Source organism: Pseudomonas sp. P108 (assembly GCF_032613195.1).
Classification (GTDB): domain Bacteria; phylum Pseudomonadota; class Gammaproteobacteria; order Pseudomonadales; family Pseudomonadaceae; genus Aquipseudomonas.
In genome coordinates this window covers 3727999-3742903 of the sequence record NZ_CP126691.1, presented here as the reverse complement: position 1 = coordinate 3742903, position 14905 = coordinate 3727999, and the positions used below count along the sequence as shown (strand labels likewise).

The 14905-nt window shown below is 60.1% G+C and carries 16 protein-coding genes; 7 read left to right on the top strand and 9 right to left on the bottom strand.

Annotation, left to right across the window (positions count from 1 at the left end; all coding sequences use genetic code 11):
* Positions 1 to 83: 83 nt before the first annotated feature.
* Positions 84 to 995 (bottom strand): LysR family transcriptional regulator, encoded by a 912-nt coding sequence (locus tag QOM10_RS16395; protein ID WP_316916512.1) that lies wholly within the window; start codon positions 993 to 995, stop codon positions 84 to 86.
* A gap of 123 nt (positions 996 to 1118) precedes the next feature.
* Here QOM10_RS16395 and QOM10_RS16390 point away from each other — a divergent pair, with 123 nt between their 5' ends.
* A complete protein-coding gene (locus QOM10_RS16390; protein ID WP_127928222.1) occupies positions 1119 to 1394 on the top strand; it encodes a DUF2798 domain-containing protein in 276 nt (91 codons plus the stop codon).
* 136 nt (positions 1395 to 1530) lie between these two features.
* Here the strand turns inward: QOM10_RS16390 and QOM10_RS16385 are convergent, their stop codons facing one another.
* On the bottom strand, positions 1531 to 2301 hold the full coding sequence (locus QOM10_RS16385; protein ID WP_316916511.1) for an APH(3')-II family aminoglycoside O-phosphotransferase: 771 nt from the start codon (positions 2299 to 2301) through the stop codon (positions 1531 to 1533).
* 185 nt (positions 2302 to 2486) lie between these two features.
* Between QOM10_RS16385 and QOM10_RS16380 the strand changes: the two genes are divergently transcribed.
* Together QOM10_RS16380 and QOM10_RS16375 are read left to right on the top strand one after the other, a co-directional pair.
* On the top strand, positions 2487 to 4274 hold the full coding sequence (locus tag QOM10_RS16380) for a thiamine pyrophosphate-requiring protein (RefSeq protein WP_316916510.1): 1788 nt from the start codon (positions 2487 to 2489) through the stop codon (positions 4272 to 4274).
* A 144-nt stretch (positions 4275 to 4418) separates the two neighbouring features.
* Positions 4419 to 5156: a DUF72 domain-containing protein gene (locus QOM10_RS16375; protein WP_316918389.1), complete on the top strand. Its 738-nt coding sequence runs from the start codon at positions 4419 to 4421 to the stop codon at positions 5154 to 5156.
* 196 nt (positions 5157 to 5352) lie between these two features.
* Here QOM10_RS16375 and QOM10_RS16370 read toward each other — a convergent pair whose 3' ends face one another.
* The 7 genes from QOM10_RS16370 to QOM10_RS16340 all read right to left on the bottom strand — a co-directional run bounded on the left by QOM10_RS16370 (position 5353) and on the right by QOM10_RS16340 (position 11390).
* On the bottom strand, positions 5353 to 5568 hold the full coding sequence (locus tag QOM10_RS16370; RefSeq protein ID WP_150774739.1) for a hypothetical protein: 216 nt from the start codon (positions 5566 to 5568) through the stop codon (positions 5353 to 5355).
* Positions 5569 to 5686: 118 nt separating this feature from the next.
* On the bottom strand, positions 5687 to 7366 hold the full coding sequence (locus tag QOM10_RS16365) for an MFS transporter (RefSeq protein ID WP_150751042.1): 1680 nt from the start codon (positions 7364 to 7366) through the stop codon (positions 5687 to 5689).
* 188 nt (positions 7367 to 7554) lie between these two features.
* Positions 7555 to 8322 carry a phosphonate ABC transporter, permease protein PhnE gene (gene phnE / locus QOM10_RS16360; protein ID WP_127928212.1) on the bottom strand — a complete coding sequence of 256 codons (768 nt, stop codon included), beginning with the start codon at positions 8320 to 8322 and terminating at the stop codon, positions 7555 to 7557.
* Positions 8319 to 9143, bottom strand: coding sequence for an ABC transporter permease (locus tag QOM10_RS16355; protein WP_316916509.1), 825 nt, complete (start codon positions 9141 to 9143; stop codon positions 8319 to 8321). Before QOM10_RS16355 ends, phnE begins: the two co-directional genes overlap by 4 nt.
* Positions 9137 to 9934, bottom strand: coding sequence for a phosphonate ABC transporter ATP-binding protein (locus tag QOM10_RS16350; protein WP_316916508.1), 798 nt, complete (start codon positions 9932 to 9934; stop codon positions 9137 to 9139). Before QOM10_RS16350 ends, QOM10_RS16355 begins: the two co-directional genes overlap by 7 nt.
* Positions 9931 to 10794 (bottom strand): putative selenate ABC transporter substrate-binding protein, encoded by an 864-nt coding sequence (locus tag QOM10_RS16345; protein ID WP_038368711.1) that lies wholly within the window; start codon positions 10792 to 10794, stop codon positions 9931 to 9933. Before QOM10_RS16345 ends, QOM10_RS16350 begins: the two co-directional genes overlap by 4 nt.
* A 197-nt stretch (positions 10795 to 10991) precedes the next feature.
* Positions 10992 to 11390 carry a RidA family protein gene (locus QOM10_RS16340; protein ID WP_316916507.1) on the bottom strand — a complete coding sequence of 133 codons (399 nt, stop codon included), beginning with the start codon at positions 11388 to 11390 and terminating at the stop codon, positions 10992 to 10994.
* 114 nt (positions 11391 to 11504) lie between these two features.
* Between QOM10_RS16340 and QOM10_RS16335 the strand changes: the two genes are divergently transcribed.
* From QOM10_RS16335 to QOM10_RS16320, 4 genes are all read left to right on the top strand, one after another.
* Entirely contained in the window at positions 11505 to 12449 is a 945-nt protein-coding gene (locus QOM10_RS16335; protein WP_316916506.1) for a LysR family transcriptional regulator, read from the top strand.
* A gap of 46 nt (positions 12450 to 12495) precedes the next feature.
* Positions 12496 to 13521 (top strand): GlxA family transcriptional regulator, encoded by a 1026-nt coding sequence (locus tag QOM10_RS16330; protein ID WP_150751049.1) that lies wholly within the window; start codon positions 12496 to 12498, stop codon positions 13519 to 13521.
* 477 nt (positions 13522 to 13998) lie between these two features.
* On the top strand, positions 13999 to 14364 hold the full coding sequence (locus QOM10_RS16325) for a DUF6124 family protein (protein WP_316916505.1): 366 nt from the start codon (positions 13999 to 14001) through the stop codon (positions 14362 to 14364).
* Positions 14365 to 14483: 119 nt separating this feature from the next.
* Positions 14484 to 14840: a DUF6124 family protein gene (locus QOM10_RS16320; protein ID WP_194935918.1), complete on the top strand. Its 357-nt coding sequence runs from the start codon at positions 14484 to 14486 to the stop codon at positions 14838 to 14840.
* The last annotated feature ends 65 nt before the right edge of the window (positions 14841 to 14905 follow it).

Below are 14905 nucleotides of genomic sequence, written 5' to 3'. Positions count from 1 at the left end.
TTATCTTCCGTGATGGGCCGAATGGGCGAGGTGGACTTTGACTGATTTCGCGCGCTTCAGCGAGCCTCTTTGAGCCCTGCGTCTTAAACATTTTCCATTGGCCAGCGCGTGGCCAGATGCGCCGTCAGATAGTCCAGAAAGGCTTTGACCTTGGGCGTCATCGCCGCGCGTTCCTGTACGCAGGCGTAGATGTCCATGGGCTGGACGACGCTGTGTTCAAACAGCGGCACCAATTGCCCGCTCGCCAGATAAGGCGCCGCAACAAACTCCGCCAGTCGCGTGACCCCGGCACCGTGCACAGCCATTTGCGCCAGGGCATCGATGTCATCACTGATGGCGGTGGCATTGATAGGGGCGTCGAAACGCTGGCCGTCGCGAACAAAACTCCAGCGCAGAAAACGCCCGTCCAAGGGATAACGAAAGGCCAGGCAGGCATGGTTTTGCAAATCATCCGGCGATTTCGGCCACCCAGCGCGCTGAAGATAGGCCGGTGCGGCGCACATGATAAAGGGCAGTGAAACGATCTTGCGCGCGACGATGCCGTCCTCCAGTTGCGGCTTGATCCGCAGGCTCAGATCGATGCCGTCCTGGATGTGGTTGATCTTGCCATTGGTGGTCGAGAGTTCGATCAGCAGGCGCGGGTGCAGTGCGCCAAAACTGGCGATCAGGGATGCCAGCACATGGCGGCCGAACGCTGAGGTGGAGGCAATGCTCAGCCGGCCTTGCAACTCGGTTTCATCGTGGCTGATCGAGCTTTGCGCGACCTCCAGATCGGCGGCGATGCGCCGGACTTTCTCGTAGTACACCGCGCCGTTTTCGGTCAGCGCCATGCTGCGCGTGGTGCGTTGCAACAGGCGTACGCCGAGGTGCGCTTCCAGTCGATTGATCGTCTGACTGACCGCCGCTGCGCTGACGCCGAGAATTTTGGCGGCGCCGACAATCGAGCCGGCTTCGACCACTTTGATAAAACTGGCAATCGCCGCTAACAGATTCATCCATGTCCTGCCGAGGGTGGATTCGTAAGATCTGCTTTATAAAGTACCTGCGGTTGAGCGTCTAGTTGCGCTGGGTCGGCTTTGCTAACGTGCGGTCTCCCTGTCAATGGATGGAAAAGCCATATGAATCAAAGAACCAACGCCGAAGCCTTGATCATCGGTCGGCGCAAGCTGGCGCCGCGTGCCACGCCGTATGTGTTTGCGTTGTACATGGCGACGATCATGGCCTTTCTGATGTCGCTGGTGATCACTGCCGCCAACTCGGGCATTGATAACGACTACCTGAGTAATGCCTTGCACGCCTACAAGCTGGCGATGCCCGTGGCGTTTCTGTGCATCCTGGTCGTGCGGCCGATCGTGATCAAACTGGTGGCGTGGACGGTGCATCCGCATTGTTGAAAGGCCCCGTCTCAGCAGTGACTGTTCTGACGTCTTCGCGAGCAGGCTCGCTCCCACATTTAGACCGCGATTCCCTGTGGGAGCGAGCCTGCTCGCGAATGGCCTCACCGCAGACCGAGAGGTTTTGTGGGGTGCCTCAGAAAAACTCGTCGAGCAACTGATAAAAGGCGATCCGCTGCTGATCCGGTTCCACACCATAGACCTCGAAAAACAGCGGCAGCCACTGCGCGCCGAGGTTGTCCGTGATGCTGTGGGCGGCCAGCGCCAAATCCTGATAACGGTCAGCGACGCCGAGTCGCCCGCAGTCGACAAACCCACTGAAGCGGCCATTGGCGGCGAGCAGGTTGGGCAGGCATGCATCGCCATGAGTCACCACCAGATCTTCGTGCTCGGGGCGTGCGGCGAGCATCTGCTGGAACACGGCTTCGGCGGATTGGCCAATGCGCGAATCGTCGAAGTCTTCTTCGTCGATCAATCCGGCGAGCAGGTGTTCGCGGGCCCGTGTGATCTTCTGCTCCAGACTGTGATCGAACGGGCAACTGTCGATCGCCACCGCGTGCAATGTGCGCAATGCCTGCGCCGCGAGCGCGACGATCTGCTCCGGCGAAAGGTGCTCGCTGCTGGCAAGATCCCGACCTGGCACGGCGGTCATCAACAGCCAGTTGTGTTGCGCTTCGGTGGTGGTGTCGAGCACACGCGGCGCCGGTAAATCCTGAGTCGCCATCCAGCGTAAGCGTTGCACTTCACCGGGCAACTCGCCCCAAGTCATCACTTGTTCGGTTTTGACGAACTGCGGCGCCGCCCCGGCAGGTGTAATCCGCCATACATCAGCGCGCGACTCGCCAATGGTCTGCTGTTCAATGGCCGCACCGGCAAATTGGCTGCGCCATGCTGCGGGGAAATCCATGTCTTTTGTCCTTGCGATTATCGAAGCGCGCATTGTGCCGCTCTGGCGGTTTGGTGCGCAAACAAGGATCGGTTCAGGGAAATCAATCGAAACTTCGCCGACAAGCCGACTGTCCAGACCCTTACATCTCCCGGCGGATGTTCTGCCGGGACAGCTTCATGCAGCGGAGAAAGACGAGGATCAAGATGACCATGACCGTAGGAGATTTTCTGGTTGAGCGGCTCAGCCAATGGGGCGTCACGCGGATTTTTGGCTATCCGGGTGACGGCATCAACGGCGTGTTCGGCGCGCTCAGCCGGGCCAAGGGAAAAATCGAATTCATCCAGGCACGCCATGAAGAAATGGCCGCGTTCATGGCCTCGGCGCATGCCAAGTTCACCGGTGAGTTGGGGGTGTGCATCGCCACTTCCGGCCCCGGCGCTTCGCACCTGATCACCGGCCTCTACGATGCGCGCATGGATCACATGCCGGTGCTGGCCATCGTCGGCCAGCAGGCGCGCACGGCGCTCGGTAGTCACTATCAGCAAGAGCTTGATCTGGTGTCGATGTTCAAGGATGTCGCCGGAGCATTCGTGCAACAAGCGTCAGCGCCTTCGCAGGTTCGGCATCTGCTCGACCGTGCAGTGCGCACGGCCGTGGGCGAGCGTCGGGTGACCGCGCTGATTCTGCCCAACGATTTGCAGGATCTGAAATACGAAGCCCCGGCACGCGCCCATGGCACTGCGCATTCCGGTGTGGGTTATACGAAACCCAAAGTGTTGCCTTATGACGCCGATCTGCAGCGTGCCGCCGACGTTTTGAACGCGGGCGAAAAGGTCGCGATTCTGGTTGGCGCCGGGGCATTGCAAGCGACTGATGAAGTCATCGCGGTGGCGAAAAAACTCGGCGCCGGCGTCGCCAAAGCGCTGTTGGGCAAAGCCGCGCTGCCGGACGATTTGCCTTGGGTTACCGGCAGCATCGGCCTGCTCGGCACTGAACCGAGCTACAAGCTGATGAACGAATGCGACACCTTGCTGATGATCGGTTCGGGCTTTCCCTACGCGGAGTTTTTGCCCAAGGAGGGTCAGGCCCGTGGCGTGCAGATCGATTTGCAGCCCGACATGCTCAGCCTGCGCTATCCGATGGAAGTCAATCTGGTCGGCGACTCGGCGGAAACCCTAGCGGCGTTGTTGCCGCTACTCGAACAGAAAACCTCAAACAAGTGGCGCAAGAAGGTCGAAGGCTGGCGCGGGAGCTGGGAGAAAACTCTGGAAAAACGCGCGATGGCCAAAGCCGATCCGGTCAACCCGCAAAGGGTGGTGTATGAGCTGTCGCCGCGCCTGCCCGATGAGGCAATCGTCACCAGCGATTCGGGCTCGTGCGCCAATTGGTTTGCCCGTGACCTGAAAATCCGCCGTGGCATGCAGTGCTCATTGTCCGGCGGACTTGCGTCCATGGGCGCTGCGGTGCCTTACGCGATTGCCGCCAAATTCGCCTACCCCGAGCGTGCAGTGATCGCACTGGTGGGCGACGGTGCGATGCAGATGAACAACATGGCCGAGCTGATTACCGTCGCCAAGTATTGGCGGCAATGGGCGAGCCCGAAATGGATCTGCGCGGTGTTCAACAACGAGGACCTCAATCAGGTGACGTGGGAGCAGCGGGTGATGGAGGGCGATCCAAAGTTCGAAGCCTCGCAAAGCATTCCTGACGTGCCGTATCACTTGTTTGCCATTTCCATTGGCCTGAAGGGTATTTTTGTCGATCGCGAAGAAGACGTCGCCGCTGCCTGGGAAAAGGCACTGGCCTCGGAGGTGCCGGTGGTGATCGAGTTCAAGACTGACCCGAACGTGCCGCCCTTGCCGCCGCACATCAAGCTTGAACAGGCGAAGAAATTCGCCACGACCTTGCTCAAGGGCGATCCGGATGAGGCCGGGGTGATCATGCAAACCGCCAAGCAGGTGCTCGGCTCGGTATTGCCCGGGAAAAAATAACCGGTTAGCGAGCAGGCTTGATCGTTCCCACGCTCTGCGTGGGAATGCCTCTAGGGACGCTCTGCGTCCAGTGACGCGGAGCGTCACGGGCTGCATTTGCTGCGCGTGGGAACGATCAGCGCATACAGGTGAGGAGGTGTGTTTTTGATTTTCATTGGCTGTGCAGGCTGGAGTCTGGGGCGTGAGCATTGGCCGGCATTTCCGGTGGAAGGCTCGCACTTGCAGCGCTACGCCGGGCGCCTCAACGGCGTGGAAATCAACAGTTCGTTCTACCGCCCGCACCGTCGGCAAACCTATGAGCGCTGGGCCGATGGCGTACCGGAGGCCTTTCGCTTTTCGGTGAAAATGCCCAAACACATTACCCATGAATTACGCCTGGCAGGCTGCGAGGCGACGCTGGACAAGTTTCTGGCTGAGTGCGGCGGGTTGGGCGAGCGCCTGGGCTGCTTATTGGTGCAATTGCCGCCATCGCTGGTGTTCGAAGAAGCCAGCGCCTACGCCTTTTTCACGACGTTGCGTCAGCGGTTTTCCGGCCCTGTGGTGCTTGAGCCACGGCATGCATCGTGGGTCAGCGCTGAGTCAATGTTGAAGACTTGTCAGATCGCCCAAGCGGCCGTCGATCCCTCGCGCATCAGCAGTAATGCAGCGCCCAGTGGCTGGGCAGGAACCCGATATTGGCGCCTGCACGGTTCACCGCGCATCTACCACAGCGCCTATGATTCACTTTACTTGCAAAACCTCGCACAAGCCTTGCAGTCAGCGGCTGCTGCAGGTGCGGCGACCTGGTGTATTTTCGACAACACCGCCAGCGGCGCAGCACTGAGCAACGCCTTGACGCTTGCGCAGATTCGCGCGGCCGTGAAACTCAACTTGGCGAAGTAGCCCTCACCCTAACCCTCTCCCAGAGGGAGAGGGGACTGACCGAGGTGTTTGTGCAAGTTACGCCGACTTGAAAGACCGAGCTGAATGCAAGATTTGAAAAGCACACAAATCGGCTCCCTTTCCCCCTCTCCCCGCGGGGAGAGGGCTGGGGTGAGGGGGGAGATCGAACAGACTGTTGCGATCGCCTTCAATACCACTAATTACCGTCGGCCACTTTGCGTTCGATCTCATCGATCTTGCGCTGCAGCGTCTCGGCGTCCTGTTCCTTCACCCTTGTGGACGAAGGCGTGATGACTTCATCCACGGCTTCGGTGTCATCGTCCCGGTCTTCAAGATCGCGCTCGACCACATTCACCGGTTTGCCGGACGTATCGGTGGGCGGGGCGTTCGGGGTTTTATCGTCGCTGTTCATATTGGTGACCTCCAGTGGTGTAAACATTGGAGGCAGGCAGTGCGGCAGGCGTTCGATATTTTTGCCGGGTTGTGCCGAATGGCGCCCTCCCGCGATGGAGAGGGCGCGCTGACGGTTTTCAGTCCTTGAGAATGTCGCGATCCTTGGTTTCCGGCAGGAAGAACGTGCCCAGCACCGCCGTCATCACTGCAATCACGATCGGGTACCACAAGCCGTAGTAGATATCCCCGGTCGCGGCAACCATGGCGAAAGCCACCGTCGGCAGGAAGCCACCGAACCAGCCGTTGCCGATGTGATACGGCAGTGACATCGAGGTGTAGCGGATACGGGTCGGGAACAGCTCGACCAGCCACGCCGCGATCGGGCCGTAAACCATGGTCACGTAGATCACCAGCACGGTGAGCAGGAGCAGGACCATCGGGTAGTTGGTTTTCGCCGGGTCGGCTTTCTCCGGATAACCGGCCTCCTTGAGCGCAGTGCCGAGGGTCGCGGTGAACGCATCGTTGCGAGCCTTGAAGTCGGCGGCGGGCAGGGCGCTGCCTTCGAAGCTCTCGACGACTTTGTCACCGATGCGCACTTGCGCGACGGTGCCCGGCTCCGCAATCACGTTCTCATAGGGAATCGCCCGTTTTGCCAGCAAGGTCTTGGCCAGGTCGCAGGAGCTGGTGAATTTGGCCTTGCCCACCGGGTCGAACTGGAACGAGCACTGGTCGGGATTGGCGATCACTTTGACCGGGTTCTTCTCCTGGGCGATGAACACGTCGGGGTTGCCGTACTGGGTCAGCGCATGAAAGATCGGGAAGTAGGTCAACGCGGCCAGCATGCACCCGGCCATGATGATTGGCTTGCGCCCGATACGGTCGGAGAGGCTGCCGAATATCACGAAAAACGGCGTGCCGATCAGCAGCGAACCGGCGATCAGCAGGTTGGCGGTTTGCGGGTCGATCTTCAGCGTTTGCAGCAGGAAAAAAAGCGCATAGAACTGCCCGGTGTACCAGACCACCGCTTGCCCGGCCGTGCCGCCAAGCAGCGACATGATCACCACTTTGAGGTTGTCCCAGCGCGCGAAGGACTCGGTCAGTGGCGCTTTCGACGCCTTGCCTTCGGCCTTCATCTTCTGGAACACCGGTGATTCGCTCAGTTGCAGGCGAATGTACACCGAGACGATCAGCAGCAGGATCGACAGCAGAAACGGAATCCGCCAGCCCCACGCTTCGAAGGCTTCGGTGCCCAGTGCGGTGCGGCAGGCGAGGATCACCAGCAACGAAAGGAACAGGCCAAGCGTCGCAGTGGTTTGAATCCACGAGGTGAAGAACCCGCGTTTGTTGCGCGGCGCGTGTTCGGCCACGTAGGTCGCAGCCCCGCCATACTCGCCACCGAGCGCCAGGCCTTGCAATAGACGCAGGGTGATCAGGATGACGGGTGCGGCGACACCTATGGTCGCGTAGCCAGGCAATATACCGACAATGGCTGTCGAGATGCCCATGATGACGATGGTGATGAGGAATGTGTGTTTGCGTCCGATCATGTCGCCGAGCCGGCCGAACACGATCGCCCCGAACGGCCGCACCGCGAAGCCGGCGGCAAAGGCGAGCAGAGCAAAGATGAACGCGGTGGTTTCGTTGACGCCGGCGAAGAAATGCTTGGCAATGATCGCCGCCAGTGAGCCGTAGAGGTAAAAGTCGTACCACTCGAAAACCGTGCCCAAGGACGAAGCGAAGATGACCTTGCGCTCCTCCTTGGTGATGCCGCCGCTGCGCGGTGGACTGCCGGTGGATGCTGTGTCGATTGTGGGCATGGGTGTTCTCCGTCGTGCTTATTGTCGTAGGCCGGAGTCCCCCGTTACCGTTTATCGCACTCTGGCCTTGTGGCGTATGCCGCAACTGCTCTCGCGTGAAACTTGCACAGTCTGACCGCCTCGCATCGCTGCAAGGTTTCCTGAAGCATAATCAGCTTTTGCCAGATATCCACCCGCCGGCCCGTGCATCAGGCCTTGACCCAGCGCTGACGACTCCACGCACTCAGCCAGTCGACCACAAACACCAGCACCAGCATTGCCAGAATCACCGTACTCGCCTGCGCTTCCTGAAACAGGCTGAGACTCACATAGAGCATCTGCCCAAGCCCGCCGGCGCCGACAAAACCCAGCACGCTGGCCATGCGGATGTTGTTTTCCCAGCGATACAGAATGTAGGCGAGCAGTTGCGGCGCAAGGTTCGGCAGCGTGCCGTAACAGAAGGCAAGGAGCGGATTGCCGCCCTGCAAACGAATGGCTTCGGCCGGTTGCGGCGGCGTATTTTCCAGAGCTTCGGCAAACAACCGACCAAGCACGCCGGTGGTGTGCAGGGCGAGGGCGAGGGTGCCGGCGTTCGGGCCGAGGCCAGCGGCAAGCACCATCAGCGCCGCCCAGACCAGTTCCGGAATCGCCCGCAAGGCGTTGAGCAGCAAGCGCGAGGCACTTTGCAGCGGCCAGCCGAAACGCCCGGCGGCGGGCAGCGCCAGGGCGATGCCGAACACCGCGGCGAGCAGGGTGCCGAGGGCCGACATGGCCAACGTTTCCAGCGAACCGTGGAAGATTGCCTTGAGGTAATCGGCGCTCAGATCCGGGCTGAGAAAACGCTGCACATACGCGCCCATCTGCTTGAGGCTGGTGGCGCTGCCGAGTTCGCCAAGATCCAGCCCCAGATAAACGAAGGAAGCGATCACCGCCAGCGCAATACCGGCGATCAGCAGCAGGTTGAGCAAACGATTCATGTCAACCTCCAGCGCAGCAAGCGGCTGAGTTGATCGGCGGCCAACACCAGAATCAGGAAGCACAGCAGAATACTGGCGACTTCACCGCCGGCGAACATGCGGATCGACAGGTCGATCTGCTGACCCAAACCGCCGGCGCCGACAAACCCCATCACCACCGAGGCGCGGATCGCGCATTCCCAGCGATAAACCGTGTAGGAGAGCAGTTCCCCGGCGACATTGGGCAACGTGCCGTAGGCAAACGCCGCCAACCGGCCGCTGCCGGCCTGCAACAACGCGTGTGCCGGACGCTGATCAGTGGATTCGAAAATCTCCGCGTAGACCTTGCCGAGCATGCCGCTGTAGGTAATCGCGATGGCCAGCACACCGGCCGCAGGACCGAGGCCAACGGCGCGCACAAACAACAGCGCCCAGACAATTTCCGGCACGCTGCGCAAAAAGATCAGCAAACCGCGAACCGGCCAGCGCAGCAGACGCCCCAGTCGGCTCGGCACACCACCGCGCGAGGCGGCCGACAGCGACAGCGCGCGACTGGCAATCAGGCCCGCTGGTATCGCCAGCAACAGCGCCAAGGCCATGCCGGCGGTGGCGATGGCCAGGGTTTGCAGGGTGGCTTTGAGCAGTAATTGGAGAAACGCTTGGTCGTGTGCAGGTGGCCAGAATTGCGCGACAAAACGGCCCATTTCATTCTGGCTGTCGGGCAGCAACACACCCAGATTGAGCTCGCTGAGCTGAACGCCCGGCCACAGCAAGGCTATCGCCAGCAACGTCAGCATCAATCGCGGCCACGCCGCCGGATCGCGTGAATCGGCTTTCAGCATCGGGGAATCTGCACAGTCAGAGGCGCTACCGCAGCGGTCGGCGATTGCAGTTTTTCGTTGGCGTACAGCGCATCGAGCATCTCGTGGCTGACTTGCCCGGACGGGCTGTCGAACAGAATCTGCCCGTCGCGCAGACCAATGATCCGCGGGAAATGCGACAGCGCCAGATCCACCGCATGCAGGCTCGCCACCAGCGTGACGTTGTGTTCGCGAGCGTGGCGCGAAAGGATCGACAGCGTGTGCCCGGCCATCACCGGGTCCATCGCTGACACCGGTTCATCAGCCAGCAGAATCTCCGGCGCCTGATACAACACCCGGGCAATCCCGACGCGTTGCAACTGGCCGCCAGACAGTTGCTGACAATGCGCGAACAACTTGTCACCCAGATCCAGCCGCGCCAACGCCGCGCGCGCACCCGCCACATCCAGTGGATGCAACAGGTTCAGAAGACTTTTGCCCAGACTCCATTGGCCAAGCTTACCGGCCAGCACCGCGGTGATCACGCGCTGACGTGGCGGCAACGGCGGTGCCTGATGCACCAGACCGATTCGCGCACGCAGGCGTTGGCGCTGGCGGGCGGACAAGTGCCAGGCGCGTTCACCCAACACTTCAATTTCACCGCTGCTGGGCCGCAACGCGGTGGCCAGCAGGTTGAGCAAACTCGATTTGCCGGCCCCGGACGGGCCAATGATGGCGACCTGTTCACCAACGCCAATCTGCAAGTCGACACCGCGCAGGGCGTCGACTCCATTGGCGTGGCGCAGGCTGCCCTGGTTGAGGCTCAGGGTCATTTCAGCAGTTCGGCAGCGCGGGCGGCTTCCTCGATGCCCTTGTAGTTCTCAGGCTTGGTGTCGATAAAACGGCTGGCGGCTTGCAGATCAAGAATCTTCTTTTGCTCAGGGTTGGCCGGGTCCAGATCGAGGAAGGCTTTCTTGATCTTCGCCGCCAGTGCCGGATCGAGGGTGCCGCGCACGGTCCAGTTGTAATCGAAGTAGGTCGGCGTGGTGGCGAAGACTTTGACCTTGTTGGTGTCGACCTTGCCGGCGTCGACCAGTTTCTGCCAGACGCTGGCGTTCAGTACACCGGCGTCGACCTTGCCGGCCTGCACCCAGGCCACGGTGGCATCGTGCGCGCCTGAGTAGGCGACACGGCTGAAATACGCCTCAGGCTTGATGTTGTCGTTTTTCAGCATGAAGTAACGCGGCATCAGGCTGCCGGAGGTCGACGATACCGAACCGAAGGCGAAGGTCTTGCCTTTCAGATCCGCCAGGCTTTTCACATTCGGGTCAGCGGTGATGAATTTGCTGGTGAACTGCGCGTCCTGTTCGCGCTGAACCAGCGGAATGACTGGCGTCGTTGCATCAGTCTTCAAACGCGCCTGCACAAAGGTAAAACCGCCGAGCCAGGCCATGTCGAGGCGATCGGTCGCCAAGGCTTCAACCACTGCCGGGTAATCGGCCACCGGCACGAATTGCACCTTCATGCCCAGTTGCTGTTCCAGATAAGCACCCAGCGGCTCGAACTTGCGCAGCAACTCGGTCGGGGCTTCATCGGGAATCGCGCTGACGCGCAAAACGTCAGCGGCTTGCACCATCAAGGTAGAAAAGGACAGGGCCAGGCCGGCGGTCAGTGCCAGTGTTCGTTTGAGCATGGAATTCTCCGTTTCGTGAGCGTCAAAAGGCGATAGGCCGCCGCTGCGGGATCAACGCGGGGCGCAAAGTCAGGGTAGACGAAACGGCGAGGTTATACGCATTCGAGGCGTCAAAGGCCAGCATTGGAGCTATACGAGGTTTTACGCCCAGTTCCTTCAGGAGCTGCGGCACGCTGCTCCTAAAGGTTTGATGCCTGTCAGGATTCGGGCAGTCTGGCAATCACCTTGATCTCGAAATCAAACCCATACAGCCACGTCACACCAACAGCCGTTACCGTCGGATGCGGCGCCTCGCCCCAGAACTCGGTCAGCACCACATCCCAGATCGTCTCGAATTTCGACTGGGGGTCAACGATAAACACGGTGACATCAACCACGTTATCGAAGCTGGCACCGGCCTCCTCAAGGATTGCATTAAGGTTAGTGAAAGCCTGACGCACCTGGTTTTTCAGGTCCGGCTCGGGCGTGCCGTCTTCGGTACTACCGACCTGTCCCGAGACAAACAGAAAACCGTTGGAGCGAATGGCTGGCGAGTATCGATGCCGCTCATAGAGGGTGCGGCGTGCGGGGGGGAAAACAACATCGCGCTGGGTCATGGTGTGTCTCCATCAGTGAGTTGATGGAGCCACTGTAGGTATTTGCAGACGGGCGATAAACGCGCAAGCTTGGCGTTCACTGTTTGTGAATCCCAAACAATCAGAGGCTCAATCGTGGACCGATTTGACGCAATGCAGGCGTTCGCCCGGGTGGTCGAGGCCGGAAGTTTCACCAAAGCCGCCGAAACCCTGCACATGAGCAAAACCACCGTGACGCAACTGGTTCAGCAGTTGGAGGCACGGCTGCGGGTCAAGCTGCTCAACCGCACCACACGCAAGGTCAACGTCACCGCCGATGGAGCGGTTTATTACGAGCGGGTGATCAAGTTACTGGCGGATATGGACGACGCCGAAACCAGCCTGCCCGGCGCTGCGGCGATGCCCAAGGGCCGGCTGCGCGTGGACGTGCCGAGCCCGCTGGCGCGGTTGATTCTGGTGCCGGCCCTGCCTGAGTTTAACGCGCGTTATCCGGATATCCAGATCGACATGGGCGTCAGCGACCGCATCGTCGACATCATTGATGAGAATGTTGATTGCGTGGTGCGCGGTGGCGAGCTTATGGACTTGTCGCTGATGGCGCGCAAGGTCGCCGACCTGCAGTTGGGCGTGTTTGCCGCGCCGCAATACCTGGCGCGGGCGGGCACCCCTGCGCATCCACGGGAGCTGGAAGGCAGCCATCATCGGGTGGTCGGTTTCCTCTGGGCACGCACCGGCAAACCGGTGCCGTATGCCTTGCACAACGCCAGTGAAAACCTGCAAATCAAAGGCCGTCACGTGCTCGCGGTCGATGATGGTAATGCCTACCTCGCGGCAGGTCTGGCGGGCCTGGGCGTGCTGTGGCTGCCCAAATACATGTCTGCCGAACACGAGGCGCGCGGCGAACTGGTGCCGCTGTTCGAGGACTGGAAACTCGAGTCGATGCCGCTCTACATCGCGTATCCACCGAACCGCCATGTCAGCCTGAAACTGCGAGTGTTCATCGACTGGATTGTCGAGGTGATGGCGCAGCATGACCCGTTGATCGATCGGCTGGGGGTGCGGTCAACGACAGGTGATTGACTCTGACGCCATTCGAGCCAACTATCGGCGCACAACAACATGACCGATGGACCCGAACTTGATCGAACGACGCCAATTCAGCGGAGGCATGAAGGGGAAAAACCTCCGCTATCTGAATGAGCAAGGCGCGGATGACACGCGCCTGACCCGCACCGGTTTTCTGCTGCTCGAACACTTTTCACTGCCGGCTTTTACCCAGGCGCTGGACACCGTTGTCACTACTAATCTGCTGCGCCCAGGATTGTTTTCTTCGCGCACGTTTGGTTTGGGCGACGGCGAAGTCATCAGTGATCTTGGGCTGGTGATCCGGCCCGATGCACGTCTGGATTTGGCCGCGCTTCAGCAACTGGATCTGCTGGTAGTGTGTGGCGGGTATCGCACCGAACTGCGCGCAAGTGATGAATTCATTCATTTGCTCAAGGCTGCGGCGGAGCGGGGCATCGGTCTGGCCGGGTTGTGGAACGGTTCGTGGTTTCTCGGCCGGGCCGGGCTGCTCGACGGCTATCGCTGCGCGATCCACCCGGAACACCGCCCGGCGCTGACCGAGATCGCCAAAGCCACCCACGTCAGCAGTGAGCCTTACGTGATCGATCGCGACCGGCTGACGGCTTCGAGTCCGTCCGGGGCGTTTCACATGGCACTCGACTGGATAAAAAGCTTGCACGGCAAAGCCTTGGTCGAGGGCATCGAAGACATTCTGGCGTTCGAGGAATCGCGCTACCGGCGAATCAAACCGGATGAAAACCTCTGCGTCAGTGCGCCGCTGCGTGAAGTGGTGAAACTGATGGATGCCAATCTGGAGGAACCGCTGGAGCTGGAGCAACTGGCGGTGTATGCCGGCCGATCCCGTCGCCAGTTGGAGCGCTTGTTCAAGGAGCAACTGGGCACCACGCCGCAGCGCTATTACCTGGAACTGCGCATCACCGAAGCGCGGCGTTTGCTGCAACACACGGAGCTGTCACAAGTGGAAGTGCTCGTAGCGTGCGGCTTCGTTTCCCCAAGCCATTTCAGCAAATGCTACAGCTCGTATTTCGGCTACAGACCCTCCAAAGAAAAACGGCTGGTCAAATAACACCAGCCGTCACCCACCTGAATTCACCTCAATATCCCACGTCGGCGTACCTCCCCCAAACACCTCGGTCAGTCCCCTCTCCCTCTGGGAGAGGGCTAGGGTGAGGGGCTCTTAAACACCATCACCCACACACGTTTAACTTACACGCACTGTTACGCCATAACGGCTACAACACCTTGCGCCGTTGCCTACGCGTACGCCAGAATCCGCCGGCTTACGCGCCTTGAGGCGGGCTGTATCGTTTCCCTGTCACTGCAAAACAGTGATCGGGTTTGGTAGCCCGTTTTCTAAGCGTAATGCGCCGCTATATGCAGTCTCTTTTCGGGGCTCGGTTTTTTATGGTGGCCATGCGTGGGGCTCCTTCGGGAGCGCCGGGGTTTACTCGCTTAGACCGGTCTACCAACCTGCGCAATGGTCACCACCTCGTTTGGTAGCGTGAGTGATGGCTCCTTATTTTTTGCTAAGCGAGTGTCATCTATGTTCAAAATTACGCCAAACCCGCCAGAAACCGATCCGATCCCCTACGACGCCGCACTCGAACCTCAAAACATAAAAGAGGCCGCCGACCGCGCGATCAACTTCTACCTCAATCCCTCTGCGCTGAAGACCTCAATCCCCACCCGCAAGACCGGCAAGATCTACCTCATCGACCCCACAGTGGATAACGAAACCCTGCTCGTCGAAGCCACTGAAACCTTGTCCTCCGCCACTGACATGGCCCGCGAACTCGCCGATTCGATTGACCCTTCACAGCGCAAAAAGATGCTGATCCTGCAACAGGTGATCATGCTTAGTGAACTGGTGGTCGGCCGAGTCCTGGATAACCAGCGCTTACCGCACTAGTCGCGATGCAGATGGGTGAGGGGGCGTGCCCCCTCATTTGCACGGAAGCGTCCGCGATCGCGGCGCTTCACGCCTTCTATCAAAGAACCTGTAGCGGTTCTTGTCTGGAGTTTCAGCTGATGTCCCAACCACCCGAACCACCGGTCACTGACTTGGTGTCCCCGTACGCATCGCCCAATTCAAGAAAGCTCCACGAAGCGGCTGAGCGTGCGCTTGACCATTACCTGTTGCCCGCCGCGATCATGGCCGAACCCTATACGCCCAACGCTCTGTTCATGGCCAACCCGCAAGCAGACATCGAGTCGTTGCTGACGAATGCTTGCGGCTCCCTGGCGTCCGCCTCGGTCATGCTCGGTAATTTTGCCGGAATGCTGGAGGGCGCAAACCGCCATACGCTGCTGGGCATTGCGCAAGTGGTCATGTTGGGGGAATTGGCGGTGAACAAAGCGTTGGATCTGGTTGTGCCAACCGAGTGATCGCGCCGGTGTCTGGTCGGGCGTCATCGCGAGCAGGCTCACTCCTACATTTGAAATGCGTTCCC

Bases quoted from the DNA above. Each gene is read 5' to 3' on its own strand.
- QOM10_RS16390 (WP_127928222.1), top strand. From the start codon at position 1,119: ATGAATCAAAGAACCAACGCCGAAGCCTTGATCATCGGTCGGCGCAAG.
- QOM10_RS16355 (WP_316916509.1), bottom strand. From the start codon at position 9,143: ATGCTGAAAGCCGATTCACGCGATCCGGCGGCGTGGCCGCGATTGATG.
- QOM10_RS16395 (WP_316916512.1), bottom strand. From the start codon at position 995: ATGAATCTGTTAGCGGCGATTGCCAGTTTTATCAAAGTGGTCGAAGCC.
- QOM10_RS16350 (WP_316916508.1), bottom strand. From the start codon at position 9,934: ATGACCCTGAGCCTCAACCAGGGCAGCCTGCGCCACGCCAATGGAGTC.
- QOM10_RS16320 (WP_194935918.1), top strand. From the start codon at position 14,484: ATGTCCCAACCACCCGAACCACCGGTCACTGACTTGGTGTCCCCGTAC.
- QOM10_RS16340 (WP_316916507.1), bottom strand. From the start codon at position 11,390: ATGACCCAGCGCGATGTTGTTTTCCCCCCCGCACGCCGCACCCTCTAT.
- QOM10_RS16325 (WP_316916505.1), top strand. From the start codon at position 13,999: ATGTTCAAAATTACGCCAAACCCGCCAGAAACCGATCCGATCCCCTAC.
- QOM10_RS16385 (WP_316916511.1), bottom strand. From the start codon at position 2,301: ATGGATTTCCCCGCAGCATGGCGCAGCCAATTTGCCGGTGCGGCCATT.
- QOM10_RS16365 (WP_150751042.1), bottom strand. From the start codon at position 7,366: ATGCCCACAATCGACACAGCATCCACCGGCAGTCCACCGCGCAGCGGC.
- phnE (WP_127928212.1), bottom strand. From the start codon at position 8,322: ATGAATCGTTTGCTCAACCTGCTGCTGATCGCCGGTATTGCGCTGGCG.
- QOM10_RS16345 (WP_038368711.1), bottom strand. From the start codon at position 10,794: ATGCTCAAACGAACACTGGCACTGACCGCCGGCCTGGCCCTGTCCTTT.
- QOM10_RS16330 (WP_150751049.1), top strand. From the start codon at position 12,496: ATGGACCCGAACTTGATCGAACGACGCCAATTCAGCGGAGGCATGAAG.
- QOM10_RS16370 (WP_150774739.1), bottom strand. From the start codon at position 5,568: ATGAACAGCGACGATAAAACCCCGAACGCCCCGCCCACCGATACGTCC.
- QOM10_RS16380 (WP_316916510.1), top strand. From the start codon at position 2,487: ATGACCATGACCGTAGGAGATTTTCTGGTTGAGCGGCTCAGCCAATGG.